Genomic DNA, 20536 nt, shown 5'->3' on the forward strand with positions numbered 1-20536 from the left:
TGAAGGTAATAACCCCGTCATCCCGGTAGGTCTTAAGGTAGGGGCTGCCGGCGATGTTGTTCGCCATCAAGTCAAAGCAGTAGAACTTTGTCGCGGCGCTGCAGTTCGCGTACATGAATGTAATCGTGTTACCGCTTCGCACCGATCCATTCAGGCAGCCGGGGCCAACGATGAACACGATTGGCGATATCGCGTTGGTTACCGTAAACCCCCACATATCGTCGCCGCTGCCCTGACTGCCTCCCACCGTGGCATCCGTCCAGTTCGCCCCGTTATTCGGATCAAGTTGCGCGGACTTCAGGAATCGCCGATACCACGACTGGATGTACGCCATGTTCCCGCTCTTCACCAGGCCGTAGCAAATCTGTCTGGTATCAAGCAGAAGCTCGCCGGTGTCCTTACTGACCACGAGTTTCGCTGTCATCAATAGTACCCGTAGAAAATTTGGCAATTCGCGGAGAAGTACCCCCACCCATTAGTGGCGTAGGAGTAAGCCCACGAAAGCGTGGTACCGGACAAGGTCACGCCCGGCTTCTTACCCTTCTCCATCTGCAAGTCCACCAGCGGCACAACAATGAAATAGGCGACTTTCCCGGTAGGCGGCGCCGGAATTGTAATCGCCCCATTGACGGCGCCTGTAACGACGCTTCCCATGTGCTGGCTTATCTTCATGGTCATGTCGAGCAGGACGACGCCATCTGCGCTCTTGATTGTCAGTCCGGTCATGTCAAAGGCTCAGGTCGATGCCCAGCACGCCGTTGGCGTGATAGAGCTTGATTGCCGTGCTGACGATCTGCATCCGTCCGGCGCCATTGTTTCCGTTCAGCTCCCAGGGGCCAGACTTCGGAAGCGCCCAGCCGGACAGGCCCGAAACATAATCACTGGCATAAAGGGCGCCGCCGATTTTGCCGTTGGTGATACTGGCGTCCTGGATGAACGCGGAATTCATGAACACCTGACCGCCCTGCACTGCAAACGGAACCGAAATGGCGCCGCCAGCCATGGAGTTGACGATGGCGAACCGATCCGCGCTCACAAGGAACTGGCTTTGCAGACCGGCGCCGGTGTTCTCGATGCCGAGCCCAATACCAGCAGCAACATACTTGCCGTCGGCAGCAACCTGCATTTTGACCGACCACATGGTCGACAGCTTGCCGTTGGTATCGGCGAAGGCTGTGGCTGTCTGTTGGATCGCCGCCGTATTCTGCTGAATCGCAGTGCTGTTTTGGCCAACCGTCACGCTCAGCTGATCGGTCTTCGTGACCATCGCCGAATTGTTGGTGGCGACCACCTGCTCCAGTTCGGTGATGTTGGCTGCGTTATCGTCAACCTTTGCATCCAGCGTTGTAATGCGCTGAGTCTGCGCAAAGTCCCGCTCCGCCGTTGCCTTCACTTCCTGCGCAAAGCTGGCAGTCGAGTCCCAGCCTTTTAAAGCATCGGCCAACTCACCTTCCCCATTGTCATCGCGGGACGAGGCTTGCAGCGCTTGAAGCTGTGTTGCAGTCGCTGTTGTTTTCCCATCAACGGTGACAATGTCAGCTGTGTTTTTGGTGACCTGCGCGGCCAAGGCATTCGCCGCCCTGATCGACTGACCGCTGTTAACCCAGTAGGCCGGATTCGGCGGGGCGTTTGAACCGTCACCTGCCGCAGGCACATCAACAATCGCGGTCCAGAGGTTATCCCCTACCCGAACGGTGTTGTCCCTGACATAAGCGTCTGTCGGAACGTAAGCCAGGGCGTCAACCAAGCCATCTATTTCATCCTGCAGCTCACCTATGCGCTCATTCACCGAGCCAGGTCCGTCGCCGTCGATCAAGTCAATTCGATCATTCAGGTGTTGATAAAGCTGCGTCTCGGTGATTTCCCCGCCCATTGCCGCAAGGTATGCCGACACATCGTTCGAAGTCTGAGTTGGTACATAGAGGAACGAGCTTTTCCCATAGGCATTCGAAGAGCGGATGAAGTAGTAATAGTCCGTGTAAAACGCCAGGCCGGTATGCGTGAAGGACAGTCCCTGCCCTAGATAGTCCGCGTCGTTCGCTGTGGCCGTCGGCGACGTGCTGAAGAAGTACTCGTAAGTGCCGCCGTTGAGGCCGGTATGCGTGTTCTGCGGAATCAGCACGATGTTGTCGATCGAGGACTGCACCACGCAGGATTCTGGGATGGGCGGCCCCATGATGCTGACGGTGATGGTCGCCTCGCCGGATCGCGCCATAGGCCCTACCGCTGCCACGCTCATCGAGTAGTTGCCAGAAGGCAGTCCGTTGATCGCGCACTGAGTCGACGTTGCCGGTACCGAGTGCGACTGAACAGCCGTCGCGCCTTGGCGAACGATGACGACGTAGGACGAAACAATCCCCGCCGGCGGCGTCCAGGACAGAACACCCTGCACGACCTCAGCCCCAGTGTTCTGTGTCCAGGCCAGCCCGGTAGGAGATCCAAGACCGCCGGACGGTAGACTGATGAATCCGAGCGGGTTGTAAGGTTCGCCAACGGCGTCATCGAAGATAGCCTGCTCGTACTGGGCTAGCGAAACCCTACAGCCATCGTCGGCCCCCATGCTCCAGTTCGTCACGATGAACTCGCCGAGGATGTTTAGCGACGGCAGATTTACTCGAACAGCTCGGCCCGGTCGGCAATTGTACCCAGCAAAGTTCATGGGAATGCTGATCGTCCCGCCAGCCCTGCGCCGGCGCAATTCGATGTTCGCCAGGCGCTGAGCCTGGTACGGATCCGTCACATAGGAGAAGCTGAGCGTCTCGGCCGCCTCTCCGCCGTCCTCAGTCACCCATTCGGTCACCACGACCTCTGGGTAGTCGGTTTCAGCCCATGCCTGGGTAGTGTCAATGAAGGTGCCACGCACGGTATTGATCGCGGCATCATTGGTCGGCTCAGTGCCGCCAGAGATAGTGCCGACCACCATGTCTTCGTTGATCTCGAAGTCATAGGGGCCGTAATACGCGCCAACTTGAAGCATCCAGCGGCCGCCGACACGAATCAGCCTCCCCGCACACGCAGCTTCAAGCTTCTGCATCACGGCCGTGCGCTGCTCGTCAGCTCCTATCACGCATCCCGACCTGTACCGCTGACTTACCGAGCCATCCGCATTGGTGACGGCCTCGTCGCAAACGTTCGCCGCACTGGCGAAAGTTTCAAAAACGATCTCGTCATCTGGAATCCCGCAGCGATTGCGCAAATACCAGAGAATGTGAAGAGCTGTGTTTTGCGAGTATGCAGAGGTCCCTGACCGCGGATCATAGATGTCGTTTCGGCCGCGAACGATGAATCGAGCGTCCGGGACTCCAGATGGAAACTTCTCCGCACTGTAGCGAAGAGACAGGCGAACAAACGACAGCCCTCGCCCTATTTGGCTGTCTTTCCAGTCTGGGCAGTTGGCCTTCAGGAAGGCGTTGACCTGGGTTGGGTTTACGATCAGCTCGTAGGTAGCATCAGCCCCGAATGTGCTGATGGATTCTTCGCCCAGAAGAATATCCTCCAGCGCGGCAATAGGGCCTTCACTCAGAACATATACAAGGTGGACCCACTCCCCGGCTGTTTGAGCCCCGCTCTGTTCCTGAGCCCAGACTAAGACGCCGCCGGTGCTTACCCGGCCTAGGATGAAGCGGATCGGCGCCTTGGCGGAGCGCACGGTTTGCGCTGACGGCTCATTGTCGCGCAGAGATGAGCCAGTGCTTAGCGCCTCTTGTTGGGAAGACAAAAAGAGCCCTGCGCCAGCGCCAATAAAGGCACCAACTGGACCCCCAACCATAAAGCCAACCACTGCGCCGATCGCGACCTGAGCTACCTTGCTGACTGCCTTGCTCATTATTCAACTCTCCATACCGCCAATGGCTCGCACGCAATCCGGCTGACGCCCTCTTCGGCGACAGACCAATACTCATTGGCCCAAAACACCGCCACGCCCCGCCCGTTAGGGCCGTCATACAGCACCACGTCACCGCGCTGGATATACGCCGGCGGCACCCGGCTGAAACACGCATCCCAAGCAGCCTCAAGGCTTCCGTGGTTTTTCTTGAGAAGGCGTTTTGCGCCAGTCTCGGTCGTGTACTTGCCCCGGTATTCGGCGGCTGGGTCGGTGTTGCACACGGCGACCGCGCATTCAGCTGCAAACAGGCAGCAGTCAAATTCGCCCCATGAAAAAGGCCGCCCTAAGGCGGCCTTGATCACGTCATGCAGACGCGTGGTCCAGTCTCGATTTCTCATAGGTCACTAGTCGTATGTGAATGACGGGGCATCTTTCGTGGCCGCCCAATAGATGGGCCACTCAGACATTTGTGCGACGGCGTAGAAAAAGCGGTCATCTTCATGGCGCGCCCGGTGGTTCTCGTCGGTCCAGCGCTCGGTACCGGTTCGGCTCCACTCAGCCATGCGATCAATGATCGGGACTGTGATCTTGTTGCCGTCCTGGCCGTTGCCGGCGAATGAGAACTGGGCAGCATCCATGCGGCCGGAGAACAGAATGTCCGCCGCGTAGTTGCCAGCCTCGTCAAACACTACGAACATCAGTTTCCCCGATCTGCCGCGACATCGTCGGATATTGGTTTCTTGCAGGATGTAGGAGTCCAGGCCGTTCAGCGTCAGGTCTATCGACATGGGCGATCCAGAGTTGTCGCTTTCCGTCGCCGACCCGATCTCGCCGAACGTCCCGACGCCCTCGTAGGTGATGCCGTCGATCACCAGCTGCCCGGTACCGGTGTGCGCGAAGACCATGCCATCCTGGAAGTCGAGTTGGCAGGCGTAGACCACCATGAACTTGCCGGTCGCGATGATGTTCACCACGCTCTGGCTGAATGGAAATGCTGATGGCATCAGAAAGCCTCCCTGAACTGGTAGTTGCCGCTCGCAATAACCGGGCGAACAGCCATCGACCAGGTGTCGGAGGTCATGCGCATTTCTGAATACGGGTTGCGGTACTCGATGGCAGCGCCGGGCGTCAGCGTCTTGCGGATCCGCTTGTTCAGCGGGACAACGGCCTGGCCGGAGGCATTTGAGGAAACCGCATCGGTCACCTCGAACATCTCCCCGGCCACCGTGATGTAGTCGCCCATTTTGAAGATGGGCGCGCTAGGTGTTGCGCCAGATACCAGCATGCTGCGCGCCTGCGCATTTCCAGTCACCACCGCCAGAGCCCCTATGTTGTCGGAGCGCGTGCGAGTGAAGGCCGGAAGATTGAAGGTCCCGAACATCCCATCAAGCCGGCCTAAAAATGCAGACAGCTCGCGCTCCTGCAGCCTGGTCAGCAAGCCAAAGGTCAGCGTGCACTGCCAAAAGGCGCCTGGATATCCAGCAATCTGCTGAGCATTGGAGAGCGTTGAGGTGAAGGACCTGCTGTTGTTCACGATGCCCCACGTCATTTCAGACGGGAACAGCGATGCCGGCCATGCGATAGCCATGCGTTACTCCTTGAGCTTATCGGTTGCGAGCGATCATCTGGCGGGCCGGGCCGTTCTGTTTTAGATCCCGCAGGACCAGGTTGTAGCCGTCCTGTGCGCCCTGCCGTGCAGCTTGCTGAATCAGGGTCAGCGTCTCCGAGTCAGCAGAACCCTGAACATTGATTACCTGGTTTAAAGCCAGCGCGCCGATCGGCGAAGAACTGGAAGCGGTTGAACCTCCGCCGCCTGACCCCGAACCCACCGAGACGTTGCCTTTTCGCATCGCCTCAACCGTGGCCACGCCGCCAGCCTTGCGGATATCGTCTTGGCTCCATACGACTTCACCCTTGTGCACGGTGCCAGCTGGGTCATTGACGCCACCCGAACCGGTATAGCCGCCGCTCGAGAATCCAATACCAGCAATAGCCGACACGTTGGCAGCCGTGGCCACACCTACAACCCCGGCCGCAATAAAGTTGAACGGCGGAGGGAATGCAGCCAATGCTTTCTGGACGGCCAAGTAACCGTCGATCGTCGCCTGGGCCATAGCTGCGGCCTTGCCGATCTCGGCCAGCTTGCCGTGACCTGATTGACTCAGCGTGGCCATGATCCCGAAAAAGCTCGACGACTGATTGATGATCGCCGTGTTTTTGGCCTGCTCGATCCTGGCCCGATTCTCGGCCGCCTGATTGTTGATGTTGGCTATGCGCTCGGCGTAGGTCTGCTCATTGATTGCCTTGAGGTCGAGATAGGCTTTCTGCTTTTGAAGCTCGGTAGCTCTCCACTGATCCAGTCTGACCGACTCTTCATTAAGTCGAGTGACCTCGCTGTCAGCCCCACCTACGGACGGGTCGAGACCGGTTGCAGTCGGCGCCTTGGTTACCCCCTCAATCGTCCCGGGCTTCTGCGCAGCGTTGAGATTGATGTCGCGGATCTTGATCAGCGTTTCAAGTCGTTTTGCGGCCTCGGTATTGCCCTGACGCTCGTACTCAGCCATTTGCTGGGCGTCATCGAGGCCGGACTTCAGTTTGTTCGCCTCGCGAAGCTGGCCGGTCAAGGTCAGAAGTTTTACCTGGTCGTCGTTCGCCTGCTTGATGCCATTCTGAATCTCGGCCTCACGCTCAAGCCCGGCATTCTTCTTCAGTTGGGCGGTGATCAGATCCTGACTGGCCAGCAAAGACTTCTGGTCAGCGGTGAGCGTCTTCTTGCCCTTGATATCGGCGAGTTGCTGCTCCCACTTGACCAGCGCCTGCGCCTGGGTGCCGAGCTTCTGGGTGGAGATTCCCTGGCCATTGATCGAAGCATTCTGCTGAAGTAACACGGCATTGGTCTGTCGGGCCGCATCCAGCATCTTGAGCCCGGCGTCTTCGGTGTAAGCCTTGGGCGTAAGCGCCTTTGAATCCTTGAACTGCTCTGCCGCCGCGTCTTTCAGCTGCTTGATTTGTGATGCTGTATACGCCTGGCCGCGGCGACTTGCGGACGCGATCAGCTCATCAATCTCGACGTACCGCGCTTTCAGCTTGTCCGCATTTGAGGCCGAATTTTTCAGTGCTTCGCTAAGCTTCCCTTGGCTCTCGATTGATTTCTTATCCAGTCGCAGCGCCTCAGCTTTGGCGGCGGCGCGTCGATCATCCTCAGCCTTTTGAACATACAGATCGGTGATTGCCGACTGCGCTCCGCTTTCGCCAGCACCAAGCTCGCCAAGGTTTGGATTGTCATCAAAGACGGTCGGCGTCTTGGCGTTACGCACGTTATTCAGACGAGTCTCAAGCTTTATCAGCTTCTGCTCGAATGTGTCTTCCCGGCCAATGTCCAGGACTGCATCCCACGCACCTTTGGCTGCCGACTTAACTCCATCCCATGCCGTTTCAACCAGGCCGAGCTTGCTTTTGATGAGGTCGGCCCGCGAGCTAATGGCTTCGGCGTAGGCCTTCTCAGCAAGGTTTGCGGCGCCTTGCTGATCGCCATGCTTCGCCAGCGCCTCAATTTGCGCGTAAGTGGACGCAGTCAGGTAACCAAGCTGCTCGTTTAGCTCTGCCGAGTACTTCACTGGATCTTTCGCCAGCTTCTCGAAGTCTGCAACGGTTTGGCTTGCAGCCTTTCCGGTGGCGTCTTCCATCTTGAGGGCCGCCGTCGCGATCATTTCAAAAGACGATGCGGGGATCTTCGATGAGCCGGCCAGCTGAGCCAGCACTACCGATGCTGCGCCGATGGTTCCCACGGACCTGCTGACATTTGCTGCCATCGAGCTGATGGCGCCAGCACTGGTGCCCGCTACGTTGCCAGTCAGAATCAGGGCTTGGCTGTAGGCATCAGCCTCTTTTGATCCTTGGTAGTAGGCCAGGCCAAGCGTTCCGACCGCCGCGGCAGCCACGGTGAACGGGTTGACCAGGCCGAGGACGTAACCACCCAAAGCTTTGGCCGCAGGGCCGGCGCCACCGAACATATCCTTGAGCTGGCCGCCCTGCTGCAGGAATACCGTCAGCGGGTTCTGGCCGCCCTGGAGCGATACGGCGATGTCAGTGAATTGTGCCGGCACGCCGCGCAGGGCTGCTGCCGTCTGCTTGGCGGTGTTTCCGGTGCGGGTCAGAGAGTCGTCGAAGCTGGTCAGGCCCTTGCGAGCGGTATCGATCTTCGCCTTGTATTCGTCATAGGTGGCGGTGTCGATCTTTCCAGCCTTGCGATGTTTGGCCAGGTCCTGCTCTTGCTTGTCCAGTTCACCCAGGCGGCGAACCACCGGGTCAATCTGCCCCAGCAGCCTCTCCAGTTCGTCGGCCTCATCCTCGATGGACTTGGTCGCCTTTTCAGCGCCCTTGCCCATTTTTTCCATGCCCGCACCGGCCTTATTCAGTGCCGGCTGAATGCTCAGGCCCGCGTCTTCCAGCGCCTCAAGCGCCTTGCGCGTATCCGCCGCCTTTGCTTCGGCGTCTCGGCTGTCCAGCTCAATGACGAGGCGGGATGTTTGGGCCATTGCCTTTCTCCAGGTATAAAAAAACCCGCCGGAGCGGGTCTTGGTAATTTGTCGACCTTATCGAATGCAGGTCTCTATCTCTTCAGCTACAGCACTCAGCGAGCGAGCGACATCTTCTGAGCCGCCACCCATCATCACATGCACGGGACTGTAACCCGCGTTGACCATGGATCCAGTATCGAGCTGCGCCTGCTGAATGCCGGCGAACAGATATTTCCTTTCAGGGCCGGAGCTCTTGACTGTCACGGTGTAGCGCACGGATCGCGAAACCATGCCGCTTGTGTAGCCTGTCTCGCCCTTCGCCACGACGCTGGACTCATCCGGCGCCACGTACTGAATGGCGTTGCCACCACCAACTTCTCGCTTGCTTCCTGCCTGGTAATAGTTGCCCGTATACGCGCCAACGAAGGTTCTCGACGAGTCGCTGAGCGATACCGGGTCATTCCTGACAGCGCCTGCTGCGCACATGGCAATCTTCCCTGGCGCTGCCGGACCTGACCCGCTTACCTCGAATGACTTCAGATAATTACCATCAATCACTGGCTGGCCGAACCTGTACAAGCTTTTGGCGTCAGAGGCGCAGCCCCCAACAACAACCAGCGCCGCCACTACAGCTGCAATCCTGAGCATTCAATTTCTCCCCCATGTGATGTTGGCAATATAGCATCACAGAGGCGCGGTTTACTCTTCCTCTGCCGCCTTGAGGCAAAGCGCATCAAGGGTATAAACCACCTCGTCAATCTCTGCCCGAGGCATGGCCGGCGAATGCGCATCCAGCCAGTCCGATATCTCTCGGGCCGACAGCGGTAGCGGGAAAGCTCCAGCCATCGACGAGATAAACCGGCGCCCGCGGGTGATGTTGCGGAACGTGCTCAGGAGGTAGTCAGTCATCGGGTCCGTTTCCGGCTCATCCGGGACCGTAATTTTCAGCCGCTGGTAGATCAGTCGCCGCTTTTCGGTGTCTCCACCCCACTCTCGCTCCCACACGAAGCGAGCGACGACTTTCCCACGGTCTCATCCAGGTCCTTTTTCGCCTCGATGGCGGCCTTTCCCGATTCTTTCAGGACGAACAGGAAGAATTCGATGTTGGCATCGAGCATCTGCTCGGCAGCTACGGCGCTGTATGCCAGCGGATTGTCGTCCGCATCCAGCACGCCGGCCCAGTCCTTGACGATGAACTGACCCATCAGCCTGCACTGGGTCTGATGCTCTGTCGTCTCGCCATCGATCACACCCACGACACCGACGCCGAACTGAGCGTCAGCGTTGCGCAACTTGCGGCGTTCGCGCTCAAGGGCGATTTGGTATTCAGGGTTATCAATTCGTGCCAGCAACACTTTGGTGTCGTCGTCATAGGCGACCCACTTTGTTTCCGAGGTGTTCTGGTCTTTCTTGGTCAGTCGCAAAGCCATGGTTATTCCTCACGCCACGCCGAAAAGGACCGCCCCGGCTGGCGTTGGTGCCGGGGCAGTCAAGGGGTGGATCGGTGTTACGGCGCCACGTATGACGCGCGGGTGATGGTCGGGGCGATCTTGGCCACGGTGTAATTGAGCGTGACCTCGATCAGATCCTTTTTGCCGCCGCTCGGCAGCTCGCCGTCGACTTCCACCGCCGGGAAATTGAAGGTGTACTTGTTGCCAGCGCTGTCGGTGATCGGGAATTCGACGGAGACCGGAACACGGGTGAAGGTGTTCTTCCAGATGCCCCAGGCCGTCGCCGACCAAGCCAGCGTGATAGTGCCGGTGATGGCTGCCTCGGTAGCGATCTGCGCGCCAGGCCCAAGCTTGTCGGTGCCGATGCAGCGCTGAGCCTGCAGGCCGTTGTCCAGGCTGATGGTCATACCCGAGACACAGGCCTGGCCTTCGAGCGATGCGCCATCGACCAGGAGAGTGCCGACGTTGCCGTTGCTCATGAATGGGGTGGAAGTCGGGGCCGCCGGTGCGAGTACGATCGGCACGTTGCTGTCGGTGTAGTCCAGGCAGGCGGTGCCGAACGTCACGGTGACCTTGCCGTCGCTCGGGATGTCCAGGGCGAACGTCGGGATATGCACACCCTTGAACAGGGAGTAAACACCAACGTCCATGTAGTTCTTGGCGATGCTGAAGGTGTGGCGCACGTCCCCCACGGTCAGCACGTTGGCGGTCCAGTTGCCGTAGAAAGCAGCCTCCAGCAGCTTGTCGAAGCTGCCATAGGACAGTTCGGCGGTCAGGTCGCCGCCGATGTCGGTACTGGTTACGACCGAGCCCTGGCTGATCCGCGAGTCGGTGATCTCGTCGCTGGTCGCCGTGTTGACGGTCGGGGTCATGGCATTGCCGGTCAGCCGTAGCGTGTCCCAGGTACCGGAGCCGGGAGTAACGCCGGGCGTCACCTCGGGGATGATGTAACTTGTGACTTTGGCGCCGCTCGACATAGTGAGTCTCCAGATTGCGGGCATAAAAAAACCCGCTCAAGGCGGGCTATTGTGTTTCTCTGCGGCGGGTCAGCGACCGCGCGCGACTGATGCGTCAGCGGCGCCTTTTGCGGCGACCAAGGCGAGCGCAAGGCCATCAATTCTTTCCCGCTGCGAGTCGATAACAGCTGCAAGCGCCTCGATGCGCTCTCGCAGAAACTTGTCTGCTAGTGCCCTGGTTTCGACCTCAGAGACTAAGGCGGCCCCACAATCAAAGGCGGGCGATTTCTTGATGGCGTACTTATCCGCCGAGACCAAGAACTGGGAGTCGATGCCGACGCCGATCCCGGCCGCGAAATAATGCCCGTTACGCACATCCATCTTGATCGACCAGCTATCACCTATCTTCGCATTGGTGATTGATCCGCGCTCAACTTCGGAATCCCTGATGTAGGTCACGCCGTCGATGATGACGAAGGGTTTAGGCGGGGTGACTTCCGGTTCAGGCGCCTTATCAAGATCAGCGATTTGAATATTCCCCCAAGGCCCAGCAAGCTCCAGCACCCCATTTTCAAGCTTCCAGCCGGAGACGCCCGGCACGTAGTCGGAACTTTGCATTTGGAATCCTCTCAACCGGCGCGAAACCGGATGTTGACGTTGATTTGATAGAACCCCTCGAACTCGCCGGCCGGGATCTGGCTCGCCTCCATACATTCGAGGTCGCCCGACTGCCAGTAGGCAAAGTGCGCTTCGAGCTGATCCGACAGGACGTTGAGCGCCTTAATGCCGGTGCCGAGCCTGGCGAAGCATTGGATGCTGATCTGCCCAGGCTTGCGGGTGTGCGGCTTGTCAGCCATGCCAGCCATGAAGGCCGTTGCGTGCTGGATGTTCAGGCGGCACCAGAGGCCATCAGCCGGTGGCGTGAAGGTCTGTGTGTTCGGGTAGTCGATGCTCGACTGCGGCAGGCCGGCAAAGGCGACCATGCGCGCCGTGATCAGCTTGCGGATGTCTTCATAGGTCATCGGTAGGCCTCTGATACGCCAATCCAGGCCAGGTCATAGACGCCGCCCGGGGCTTGGGTCGAATGCCCGAGCTCGAGCATTTCGCCGTAGGGGCTGTTCGTCTGGATGTAGATCACGGGGTAATTACCTGACGCCTTGATCATCATCGCGCCTTTGTTGATGGTGTCGCGGCCGGACGGGTCGACGTTTTCGACGACCGTGAAGTCAGGCGACCCCACCGAAACGATGTGGCTGCCGCGGAACGTCCCGCCGATATAGCCCTTGCCAGCGGCCTTGGCATCGACAAAGAAGTTCTCTTTCCGCTCACGCTGGGTCAGCTTCTTGAATTGCTTCTTGCCGGTGTTGGTCGCGTTGCGGGCGTCGACGTTGGCGTCATATGCATCGGCCTGGGCCGTGTTCTGCGCTCGAAGCTCGGTGTTGGCCTTCCACAAGTCCGGGTTACCCACGGGCGAGCGGTTGACGACTTCAGTCAGCATGGACATCGCGATCGCGCGCACATGCTGGGTTACGTCCTCGTCGATCTGGTCGGCGAAGTCGCGCAGGCTATGGCTCCATCCGGCTTTGGCGTTCATTTACGTCTTCCTCAGCTGGATCTCGTAGTGAGCGCCGGCCGGGTCGGTCTGGACGTTGATCACGCTGAAACCGTTGATCTTGTGGCCTACAACAGGCGTGCCGGTCGTTTCGTTGGTGAGCGCGATCAGCAGCTGGTCGGTCGCCAGGATGTTGATTCCGTCCACGGCCTGGGCCTTGAAGGCATCCATCACGCCGCGCCCGGTGTAGGCGATGACGACAGGATCGGTGCTGACTTCCTCGACCGGATCCCATGTGCCCGGCAGCGTAATGCCGCCACTGAACGGCACAACCGCATCAGCCAGGTCGGTGTCGAACGCCTCGGCCAGATCGGCCTGGATCTCTTCTCGCATTCCCATGGGTCACCTGTACACGTCGAAGCTGTAGGCGCTCCGCATCCACGGATCGAGCAGCGCCAAAGCGAACTGGACATCACCAGGCTGAGCGATGATCTTGCTGCTATCCAGCGAGCCGAAGGTCTTGCTGGTGGTCACCGAGCCCGCTTTCACGGTCTTCGCCTCCAGATTGCCTTCCGTCTTCTGCTGGTAGAGCTTGCCGTCGGCGGCTGTCTTCGCCAGTTCAGCGCCGGCTTGCTTCACCTCTTCAGGAATGTCGGCCATATCAATGCCGACCAGGTTGAGCGATGTCATGTACGCGTTGGCCTGCATGACCGCGCGCGCCTTCTTGTCCTCGGTGGTCCACGCTGGGCCGAGGATGGCGTCAACGTCCGCCACGGTGCTGTAGTTAGCCATCAGGCCTCCGCTTGAATGAGTGGGGCCGTAGCCCCGGTGTTACGGCTTGGCGTCAGGCTTGGCCTTCGCTGGCTGTTCGGCGGCTTTCTTCAGCGCGTCGACTTCAGCCTGCAGTGCGTTGCGCTCCTGGGCGATCTGATCGCGACTACCTGCCAGCTCGGTCATGCCGGCGTGGATCTTGTTCAGCGCGTCGAACAGGCGGATCGGCAGCTCGCCAGCGCCTGGATGCTCAAGCGGACTCACGCCCTCGAGGGACTCGATCAGGCCGCGCAGGCCGTCACGCTCTGCATTCAGGTTGCCGATAGCCTCTTGCAGCTCGACCTCTGCCTGCGACAGCGAAACCTCGCCAACGATCTCAGCCGGTGCCTGCAGTTCCTTGATCGTCACCTCAGGCACATCCTCTGCTGCACCGTCCCGGCTTTCAGTAACGCTTGCGTCGACTATGCGCAGGCCCGCCGCCTTGGCCAGCGCCTTCACGTCTTCCTGGTACTGGTGGAACGGGCCGGGCAGATACCAGATGTTCTTGTTGCTCATGATCACATCCTCGCCAAACCGGGCACTGGGCCCGGCTCAGCTGTCAGGGTTACTTGGAGGCATCACCGATCAGAGCAACACCAGCGGTGTGCTTGATGCTGGTGGCGGTCTTATCCCAGTTGGTGCCGGTTGCCAGTTCAGCGTCGGTTGGCGACTTGCCGCCGGTGGTGGTGTCCCAGGTGTAGCCCTTGAGGCCCAGGCCGAAGGTGTAGTCGGTTTGAAGCGTGGTCTCGATACGCTCCTTGCCGTTGACGGTCTGGACGTTGCTGATGATGTCGCGGCCGTCGTGGACCAAAGCGGCGCCTTGCACCAGAGACAGGATGATTTCCTTGTTCGGTGTGCCCGCCTGCATCAGCGCCGGCGCGTCCGTCACAACGGAGATTTTGCCGAGGATGTCCACCACGCGGACGTTGCCAGCCTGGAACAGCTGTTGCTGGTTCGCCAGGTTCTGGCCCACCAACTTGTGGTAGCTGGTGCCCTGCATCACTTGAGTAACCAGGTTCTGGCTTGCGTCGCCGAACTTCGCGTGAGCGTTGTTCAGGCCAGCGTAGGTGATGCCTGCGGTTGCCGACACATCGTTCACGGCCGCGGCCTGGGCGGTGATTGCAGCGACGAGGGCAGCGATCGCGGTGTTCAACTGGTCCTTCAACAGGATTTCAGCAAAAGCGCGGCTCGCAACCTCGATACCTTGCGCGGTCGGGCGCTCGAGCCAGGTCATCTGCGATGGCTCGTAACGGATAGGGCCAAAGCCGCCGGCTACTTTCACAGAGGTGTTTTTCAGTTCGGTCAGGTCGGTGGCTGCCACAGTAGCGTTTGCGCTGTAGCGATCCACGCGGCGCTGGGCAGCCGCCAGGGTTTGGAAGAACGACTCCTGGAGGAAGTCGCCGGTGAAACCGTCCGGAGACAGCACGATTGCGCCGCGGCTGGCAGCGTTGAAAGCGGCCAGATACTGGTCCAGCGTCTCAAGAGTCGCCGGCATGATGTATTCGTTGAAAACCTGCATTTGCGACAGGGACATGAGTTATTTCCTTACGATTGTGGGAGATCCGGGAACCGGCTCGCGATTGCGGCCTGTCGTTCCTCTCTGGTGCCGCCGATTTTTCCTTGTGCGGCCCCGCCGCCTTTACCTGCACCGCCGGCCCCGCCGCCAGATGCTTTGCTACCAGCGATCAGCGGACCAAAGGCCGGATCGTTGGTAAATTCTGCTTTCAGCTCGTCCAGCGTTGCCGCCGAGAGCTTGCCGGAGGCGTCCAGCACGACGACGGTGGGTTTGCCGTCTCGTTGCTCGACGCTCAGACGGCGTTCGATGTGGGGGAGCAATGCCTTGGCGCTGCCGGGGATGGCCAGCGTGGTGGCGATATCGGTAGCGGTGCGGCCTACAGTCAGATCCCGGATCTGGCCTTGCAGGGCGCTGTTTGTGCTTTCCAGCTGGCCGGAGAGTTCAGCCTCGCGGCGGGCGTACTTCTCGGACCAGGACTTCTCCAGTTCCTCGACGTTGCCGGACTTGCGGGCCGCCTCTTCGCGCTCAGTGCGTGCCGCTTCCTCAGCTTCGCGACGGGCCTTCTCGGCCGCTTTCTTCTCGCTCAGCAGTTCTTCAACCTTTGACTTCAGGCCCGAAACGTCTTCGGGTTGCGGCAGACCTTCAATGCCGAGCACAAACTTGCCGTCCTTCTCGGTGTAAAGAGCGCGCACGGATTCGTCGACACCTTCAAGGGTGTCAATTTGAAATTTAAGCATTTTCGTTCCCCTGGAACTTGGGAGAGGCCCGGCCTCTAATTTTTACGACGAAGGGTTTACAGCGAGCCTTATTGTAGATATAGTTTTCCTACAACGAAGCCCAAACAACGGAAAGGAACACAACAATGAATAACGTACAATTCTTGCACGACACCCTTGGAAACCCAGTATTCGCAGTACTACCGATTGATCACTACCGCCAACTGACTGAACAAACTCAATCTGTCATAGATGTTCAACCACTGAACCTCCTTGTAGATGGAGATTTTACAGTTAAGCTTCCTTATGGCGGCGCAGACGCTTATCTCGATGTGCGCGCTCTGGTTCGCCACCTACTGAAAAATGATATTTCTGACTTGGCAATTAACCAACGTGCGCAGTCATTAGATCAGTACCCACCAGAGCAGCGCATGACTCTTGATCCAATCATTCGCCACGACTTCTTGCCTGCATCGTCGCCTTACAAGAACACCATGCAGGCAACAGGAGAAGTAGTTGAAGCGCTCGTAAAGTCGGGTTACTTCGTACGCATCAAAAAGAAATACCCGTACCTGAGCCGCACAGTGAATGCTCTTGCAATCGTGCCCGAGAAGGCTGTCGATCTCGGTTAATGCTCGACTCAAATACCGGCGCGCTCGAAAGCCAACGGCTCACGAGCGCGCATCTGTGCAAGCGTTATCGGCGAAAAGTTTCAATCAAGCTGCACCTCGGAAACCGCTCGACGCTGAGGTTGCTGCAGGCCTGCACACAGATATGAAAAGACCCCGTCATTGACGAGGCCTGTGTAAAACGCGCGCATAAAAAACCCCGGCGATTGCCAGGGCTCGATTCAATGCATGTAGGCCCGTGCGAATGGACGGGCCCTTTGGTTGTTAAATGCCGTATCAGTCGTCCTGATCGATCTGATCAAGAAAATCAACGTCATCATCTTCCTCATCAACAATTGACTGAGCATCTTCTTCGACCCACGACTCATCATCATGGAATTCATGATCGAGCAGGTGGTCGTGCTCGGGCTCTGGAATATCTCGTTCTTCGCTCATGACTTACCGAAACAAAATTGAAAGAACGGACTGTATATGCAGATCCCTTCCTCCAGTCAACGATCATGAAATAACGACGCGCCCCCCTGAGCAGGCGGCGGACGCAAGGCAATTTGTCCCGTAATTGGCTAGCCGTTATTTAACGCCGGCCAGCTCGAACGCCAATGGTTCAAGGTCTTTCAGTTGCTTCAGCGTCAGAGTCTTGCCGTTGTCGTCGACGAACTTGTCGAGGGTCAGCTCACCCTTTGTGAACAGTGCGTAGCGGTTCGGGCCGAGGATGTCGCGTTGGAATGCGGCAGGCTGACGTGAAAGCCACTCCTGATAACTCGTCTTGCTCGACACCAAAGTTACGCCGTCAGGGCCTATTGAGGGTCGGGAAGAGCCCGGAATCTCGCGAGCGAACTCTTCTTTCAGCACGGGTAACGCGCTTGATCTGCAGTTCCAATGCCCGGGCGGCTTCGGGTCTTCCCATCCATACAGATGCTGGTCGCGCGCCTGGCACATGTGCGAGGTCTTGCTATCCAGCGTCGAAATCCATCGCCACCCCTGCAGGATGTCGTCGTTCGCCTTCAGCGTTTCCATGCGCGCCGTGCTGGCGACATGGTTAGTCATGGTGCGAACGAGCGATGTCGCCTGATCCTGATGCAACTGATGAACGCTGGTAAGACGTCGACCTATCTGCTGGCTGGTCTCACCCAGGCTGGAACCAATCTGGATCTCACCGATGATCTCGGCCGCCTTCTTAGTCCCGAACTGATCAAGCGCACCGTTGATGCTGATTCGCTGAGCGCCCTTGCGCGCCTCCAGCAGCATTGGATCAGCTAGTGCCGCCGCGCTCACCATCTCAGCCGACGGCACGCTGAGCTGCACGACCGCCCTGACTACCTTGCCCAGCATCGTCGCGTTGAACTGAGCCTCGTAGACCGCGAACTCGCCGAGGTCCAATTGAGCCCTTCCCTTCATGTCGTCGTAAATACCCCGCAAATCGCCTTGCAGCGTTTCTATCTGCGAGTTGTATCTACGAGTCCCGTAAGCGCTAAGGCCGGCTTTGACGCGAGCCTTGGCGGTGTTGATGGCTTTGCTGATGAACGATGCCACCCGCTTCAGATTTCCGCCGGCATATCGCTGGACGTAGATCTGGTGCCGAGTGGCGGCGTCCGTCAAGTAGCCTTCACTACTCATCGTTCACCCCGGGCTTTTTGCCAGTCAGTGGATCGGGCTCACTGCCCGCAATCGGCGCCTCGTCCTCTCGATCGTCATCGATATCCTCGTCCGTACGATCTGACTCCAGCACACCGGCCTGACGCAGGTTGGTGCGTAAATCCTTCTTGGCGATGATGCCCTGCTGCCAGAGCTGCACCTGCGCCAAAATCGACTGCGCATCCATGACCTGATCGAAGAATTCCTGATTGAGCCAGAACACGGTGTCCTTCTCGTTCGGTTCGCCGATCATGAAGCACTCGGCGTCGAGAATGGCACGGCGCAGCGCCTCGGAGACGTTGCCCGCCACGGTGCCAAGGATCGAATTGTCCGAGCTGTAACGGATGCGTGCCGCTTCGGCAGTCTCGTTGCCGCCGCCCTGCTGGACGATGCGAGCGCCGATCATAACCATCTGCTCTTGCTTGTCCCGCATCAGCTCAAGGGAAAGTTGCGTTTCCTTGGCCTGTACCAGCGAGGCGCTTCCGGACTTGCCGAGGTTGTAACCGCGGCGACTGCCGATGCGCATTCCGTTCGGGTTGAGCTTTACGAACTCATCCGGGGAAATGTCCGTAGTCAGGAAAAGTGTCGGCTGGCTGCTGATGAAGCCCGCCTCTTCCACCGTGGCCGAGTTGCCATAGTGCAGGATGTTCACGTCGGCCAGGTCTTCGAGCGGCGACTTGTCGATGTCTGCGTCGTTGTTCTCGGAGCCGAAGAAGCTGAACGGGATGTGGTCGAATGGCTGGCCGTTCTTATCGGTCGGGTTCGACGGAGTGAAGTCTTCGCTGCCTTCCTTGTAGACCCGCTGCTCGTACTTTCCGTCGATCAGCAGCAACACGCGATTCTGCTTGTACTCTTCGCGGGACAACTGAGCAGCGTCGAACACCGACACGCATTCCTGCAGGTTGACGTAGACCAGGCGCTTCACGCCGTCGATGACCTGCTCATCCCAGTCGATGATCGACTCGGCGTCGTAGAAGTGGATCAGGGCTTTCTGTTTGGCCGCATCCGCCATGGATGAAACGCCGCTGGCCGCCTTGACCTTCGGGTAATCGACCAGGAAGCCGCCGCGCCCGGTGTCCAGGCATTCACCGACCGCCTTTTTCGACAGCTGCTCAAGGCTCGTGCCGTCGCCGCTGGCGTTTTCTTGCAGATATTCGACTTCGGTCGGCAGCTTCACTTCGGCAGTCTTGCGGAACACAGCGCCAAGCAGGTCGGCCCGAGTGCGCCCGGTGACGTTCAGAAACATCGCCCGCTTTTTTAGCTGTTCGTAACGAGCCAGGTTCTCCTGCGACTTGTCCGTAGGGTCAGGCATCGGCAGGTAGATATCATGCTTGCGCACCTCGCGCGCGCCCTTTACGCAACGCTTCACCAGACGCCAGCCAGGCAAGGCCTCGGCATATTCCTGCCGGGTGTCGCTGTAATTCGCCATGAATGGCCTCAGAAAGTGAAGGTGACAGGAATGTGGGTCATCGTGACGCGCTTGGTCTTGGCGACAGCGAAGTACCGGAATGCGTCGGACGGGTGAGACGCCCAGTCGTGAAGCGGCCGGTCTTTCCAGCAGCCCTTCTTGTCGTCCCACTCTTTGCGGTAGTTCTCCAGCGCAGTGATGCCCTCCTCGCACTTCGCCTCGTCAAAGGCACAGTGAGCGAGGATCTCGCGCGCCTGGTCGATACCGTCATCGACGCCGATTTTCGGCACGACCTGGAACGTCATGCGATAGTGCTGGCCGTCGATCTCGTAGCCCTCGCGCGCCATCTCCCGCCGGGTCTTGGCATCGCTGCCAAATTCGCGGTTGTCGATATCGTGCGGCCCCCAGTGTTCGGAGTAGGTGTAACCCTTGTCCTTCAGCACCTTCATGTAGTGCCGCAGGCCCTCTCCGCTGTTCTGGTAGAAGTCGATGACGTGAAACTCGGTGCCGACCTGGCGTACGAACCAGATGGCCGTGGAGTCGCCGACGCCGATGTCCCAGAAGGTCATCACCGGCAGGTGGCTGTTGTCTGGCAGCGTGCCGATGCGCTGAGCGGCGTACAGCTTGGTGAACTGCTGGGCGTAGTAGGCGCCCTCGATCGACTGCTGGAAGGCTTCGGCGGGTATCGACGGGTATTCCCGCTTCATGTCGTCGCCGAGGGTCTTCTCCTTGGCGGCGTACCAGGCGCGCTGGCCCGGGTTGGTGTCGATGCCGTGCTTGGCGAACAGCTCGTTGAAGTAGTCGGTCAGGCGCTGCGGAATGACCGCCTCAGCCGGGTCGAGCCAGTAGGCCTTGTTCTTCCACCAGCTAAAGAAGAAGAACTTCCAGTCCAGCTTGCCGAGCGGCGTGCCGGACAGCAGCTGCTTCTCGGCAGTCTGGGAGTAATCGAAGAAGTAGCCGGCCCGGCCCTCAGCCGTCGATTCAATCGTGACGAAACAATCAGTGGCCACCGCCTCAAAGGCACCGGTGACGATTTCGCGCGCCTTGTGCGGAAACTTGGCGCAGATCTTCCCGAACTCGGAGACGTGCAGGTAACGCAGCGTGCCGCCCCGGAATGAGGTACTGACGTAGAGCGAGCCGCCTTTGCTGAATACCAGCTCACCGGCGGCGTCGTTGCTCGCAGGATTCGCGGCGCGGATCTCTTTCGGCAGGTTGTCGTAGGCGTACTTCACCTTCTCCCGAAACAGGCGCTTGGCGTCGTTCAGGGTGTGAGCGATCAGCGCGCACTTGGCCGACTCAAACAGAGCGGCGTCCAGCTGGATGATGCAGCACTCAGTGGTGAAGCCGAGCTGACGAGCCTTCAGGATGATGTTTCGGGTGTGCATCCCATCGAAGTATTCAATCTGCTCGTCCGTCATCCGGAAGCGGACTTTCTTGCCGCCTTTGTCGGTTATGAAGTAGAGATTATTGAGCCTCCAACGCTTATCCCGGAGCAGCTTCATGTGCTCGGGCTTCAT

General features: G+C 59.0%; 23 protein-coding genes and 1 pseudogene. 1 reads left to right on the top strand and 23 read right to left on the bottom strand.

Annotated features, from left to right (window positions below):
• From KGB21_RS06040 to KGB21_RS06130, 19 genes and pseudogenes are all read right to left on the bottom strand, one after another.
• Positions 1-424: pseudogene (locus KGB21_RS06040) on the bottom strand (hypothetical protein); the annotation flags it as partial.
• A complete protein-coding gene (locus KGB21_RS06045; RefSeq protein ID WP_223504182.1) occupies positions 424-726 on the bottom strand; it encodes a hypothetical protein in 303 nt (100 codons plus the stop codon). The gene KGB21_RS06045 and the pseudogene KGB21_RS06040, both read right to left, overlap by 1 nt.
• 1 nt (position 727) lies before the next feature.
• Positions 728-3826 (bottom strand): DUF1983 domain-containing protein, encoded by a 3099-nt coding sequence (locus tag KGB21_RS06050; protein WP_223504184.1) that lies wholly within the window; start codon positions 3824-3826, stop codon positions 728-730.
• Positions 3826-4224, bottom strand: coding sequence for a DUF6950 family protein (locus KGB21_RS06055; RefSeq protein ID WP_223504186.1), 399 nt, complete (start codon positions 4222-4224; stop codon positions 3826-3828). Before KGB21_RS06055 ends, KGB21_RS06050 begins: the two co-directional genes overlap by 1 nt.
• A 6-nt stretch (positions 4225-4230) precedes the next feature.
• Positions 4231-4830: a hypothetical protein gene (locus KGB21_RS06060; RefSeq protein WP_223504189.1), complete on the bottom strand. Its 600-nt coding sequence runs from the start codon at positions 4828-4830 to the stop codon at positions 4231-4233.
• Entirely contained in the window at positions 4830-5414 is a 585-nt protein-coding gene (locus tag KGB21_RS06065; RefSeq protein WP_223504190.1) for a hypothetical protein, read from the bottom strand. The genes KGB21_RS06060 and KGB21_RS06065 overlap by 1 nt, the downstream gene beginning before the upstream one ends.
• 16 nt (positions 5415-5430) lie before the next feature.
• Positions 5431-8364, bottom strand: a complete 2934-nt coding sequence (locus KGB21_RS06070; RefSeq protein WP_223504192.1) for a phage tail length tape measure family protein — start codon at positions 8362-8364, stop codon at positions 5431-5433.
• Positions 8365-8421: 57 nt separating this feature from the next.
• The gene (locus KGB21_RS06075; protein WP_223504194.1) at positions 8422-8994 is read right to left on the bottom strand and encodes a hypothetical protein; all 573 of its coding nucleotides are present in this window, start codon (positions 8992-8994) and stop codon (positions 8422-8424) included.
• 51 nt (positions 8995-9045) lie between these two features.
• A complete protein-coding gene (locus KGB21_RS06080; protein ID WP_263386138.1) occupies positions 9046-9255 on the bottom strand; it encodes a hypothetical protein in 210 nt (69 codons plus the stop codon).
• A 50-nt stretch (positions 9256-9305) separates the two neighbouring features.
• The gene (locus tag KGB21_RS06085; RefSeq protein WP_223504196.1) at positions 9306-9776 is read right to left on the bottom strand and encodes a hypothetical protein; all 471 of its coding nucleotides are present in this window, start codon (positions 9774-9776) and stop codon (positions 9306-9308) included.
• A 77-nt stretch (positions 9777-9853) separates the two neighbouring features.
• Positions 9854-10774 carry a phage tail tube protein gene (locus tag KGB21_RS06090; RefSeq protein ID WP_223504198.1) on the bottom strand — a complete coding sequence of 307 codons (921 nt, stop codon included), beginning with the start codon at positions 10772-10774 and terminating at the stop codon, positions 9854-9856.
• A gap of 69 nt (positions 10775-10843) precedes the next feature.
• Positions 10844-11371: a DUF1983 domain-containing protein gene (locus KGB21_RS06095; RefSeq protein WP_223504200.1), complete on the bottom strand. Its 528-nt coding sequence runs from the start codon at positions 11369-11371 to the stop codon at positions 10844-10846.
• An 11-nt stretch (positions 11372-11382) separates the two neighbouring features.
• A complete protein-coding gene (locus tag KGB21_RS06100) occupies positions 11383-11775 on the bottom strand; it encodes a phage tail terminator-like protein (RefSeq protein ID WP_223504202.1) in 393 nt (130 codons plus the stop codon).
• Positions 11772-12347, bottom strand: coding sequence for an HK97 gp10 family phage protein (locus KGB21_RS06105; RefSeq protein WP_223504204.1), 576 nt, complete (start codon positions 12345-12347; stop codon positions 11772-11774). Before KGB21_RS06105 ends, KGB21_RS06100 begins: the two co-directional genes overlap by 4 nt.
• Entirely contained in the window at positions 12348-12704 is a 357-nt protein-coding gene (locus KGB21_RS06110; RefSeq protein ID WP_223504206.1) for a hypothetical protein, read from the bottom strand.
• 3 nt (positions 12705-12707) lie between these two features.
• Positions 12708-13097 carry a protein singed gene (locus KGB21_RS06115; protein WP_223504207.1) on the bottom strand — a complete coding sequence of 130 codons (390 nt, stop codon included), beginning with the start codon at positions 13095-13097 and terminating at the stop codon, positions 12708-12710.
• A 39-nt stretch (positions 13098-13136) separates the two neighbouring features.
• Positions 13137-13631 (bottom strand): hypothetical protein, encoded by a 495-nt coding sequence (locus KGB21_RS06120; RefSeq protein WP_223504209.1) that lies wholly within the window; start codon positions 13629-13631, stop codon positions 13137-13139.
• Positions 13632-13680: 49 nt separating this feature from the next.
• On the bottom strand, positions 13681-14649 hold the full coding sequence (locus KGB21_RS06125) for a major capsid protein (RefSeq protein ID WP_223504211.1): 969 nt from the start codon (positions 14647-14649) through the stop codon (positions 13681-13683).
• Between the two features lie 11 nt (positions 14650-14660).
• On the bottom strand, positions 14661-15368 hold the full coding sequence (locus KGB21_RS06130) for a hypothetical protein (RefSeq protein ID WP_223504213.1): 708 nt from the start codon (positions 15366-15368) through the stop codon (positions 14661-14663).
• 125 nt (positions 15369-15493) lie between these two features.
• Here KGB21_RS06130 and KGB21_RS06135 point away from each other — a divergent pair, with 125 nt between their 5' ends.
• On the top strand, positions 15494-15979 hold the full coding sequence (locus tag KGB21_RS06135) for a hypothetical protein (RefSeq protein WP_223504215.1): 486 nt from the start codon (positions 15494-15496) through the stop codon (positions 15977-15979).
• 273 nt (positions 15980-16252) lie between these two features.
• Here KGB21_RS06135 and KGB21_RS06140 read toward each other — a convergent pair whose 3' ends face one another.
• The 4 genes from KGB21_RS06140 to KGB21_RS06155 all read right to left on the bottom strand — a co-directional run bounded on the left by KGB21_RS06140 (position 16253) and on the right by KGB21_RS06155 (position 20536).
• On the bottom strand, positions 16253-16411 hold the full coding sequence (locus KGB21_RS06140) for a hypothetical protein (protein WP_223504217.1): 159 nt from the start codon (positions 16409-16411) through the stop codon (positions 16253-16255).
• A gap of 135 nt (positions 16412-16546) precedes the next feature.
• Positions 16547-17593 (bottom strand): minor capsid protein, encoded by a 1047-nt coding sequence (locus tag KGB21_RS06145; RefSeq protein ID WP_223504219.1) that lies wholly within the window; start codon positions 17591-17593, stop codon positions 16547-16549.
• Positions 17586-19040, bottom strand: a complete 1455-nt coding sequence (locus KGB21_RS06150) for a DUF4055 domain-containing protein (RefSeq protein ID WP_223504221.1) — start codon at positions 19038-19040, stop codon at positions 17586-17588. Before KGB21_RS06150 ends, KGB21_RS06145 begins: the two co-directional genes overlap by 8 nt.
• Positions 19041-19048: 8 nt before the next feature.
• The gene (locus KGB21_RS06155; RefSeq protein WP_223504223.1) at positions 19049-20536 is read right to left on the bottom strand and encodes a terminase; all 1488 of its coding nucleotides are present in this window, start codon (positions 20534-20536) and stop codon (positions 19049-19051) included.

This window comes from Pseudomonas sp. GL-RE-29 (assembly GCF_019947275.1).
GTDB classification, from domain to species: domain Bacteria; phylum Pseudomonadota; class Gammaproteobacteria; order Pseudomonadales; family Pseudomonadaceae; genus Aquipseudomonas; species Aquipseudomonas fluorescens_A.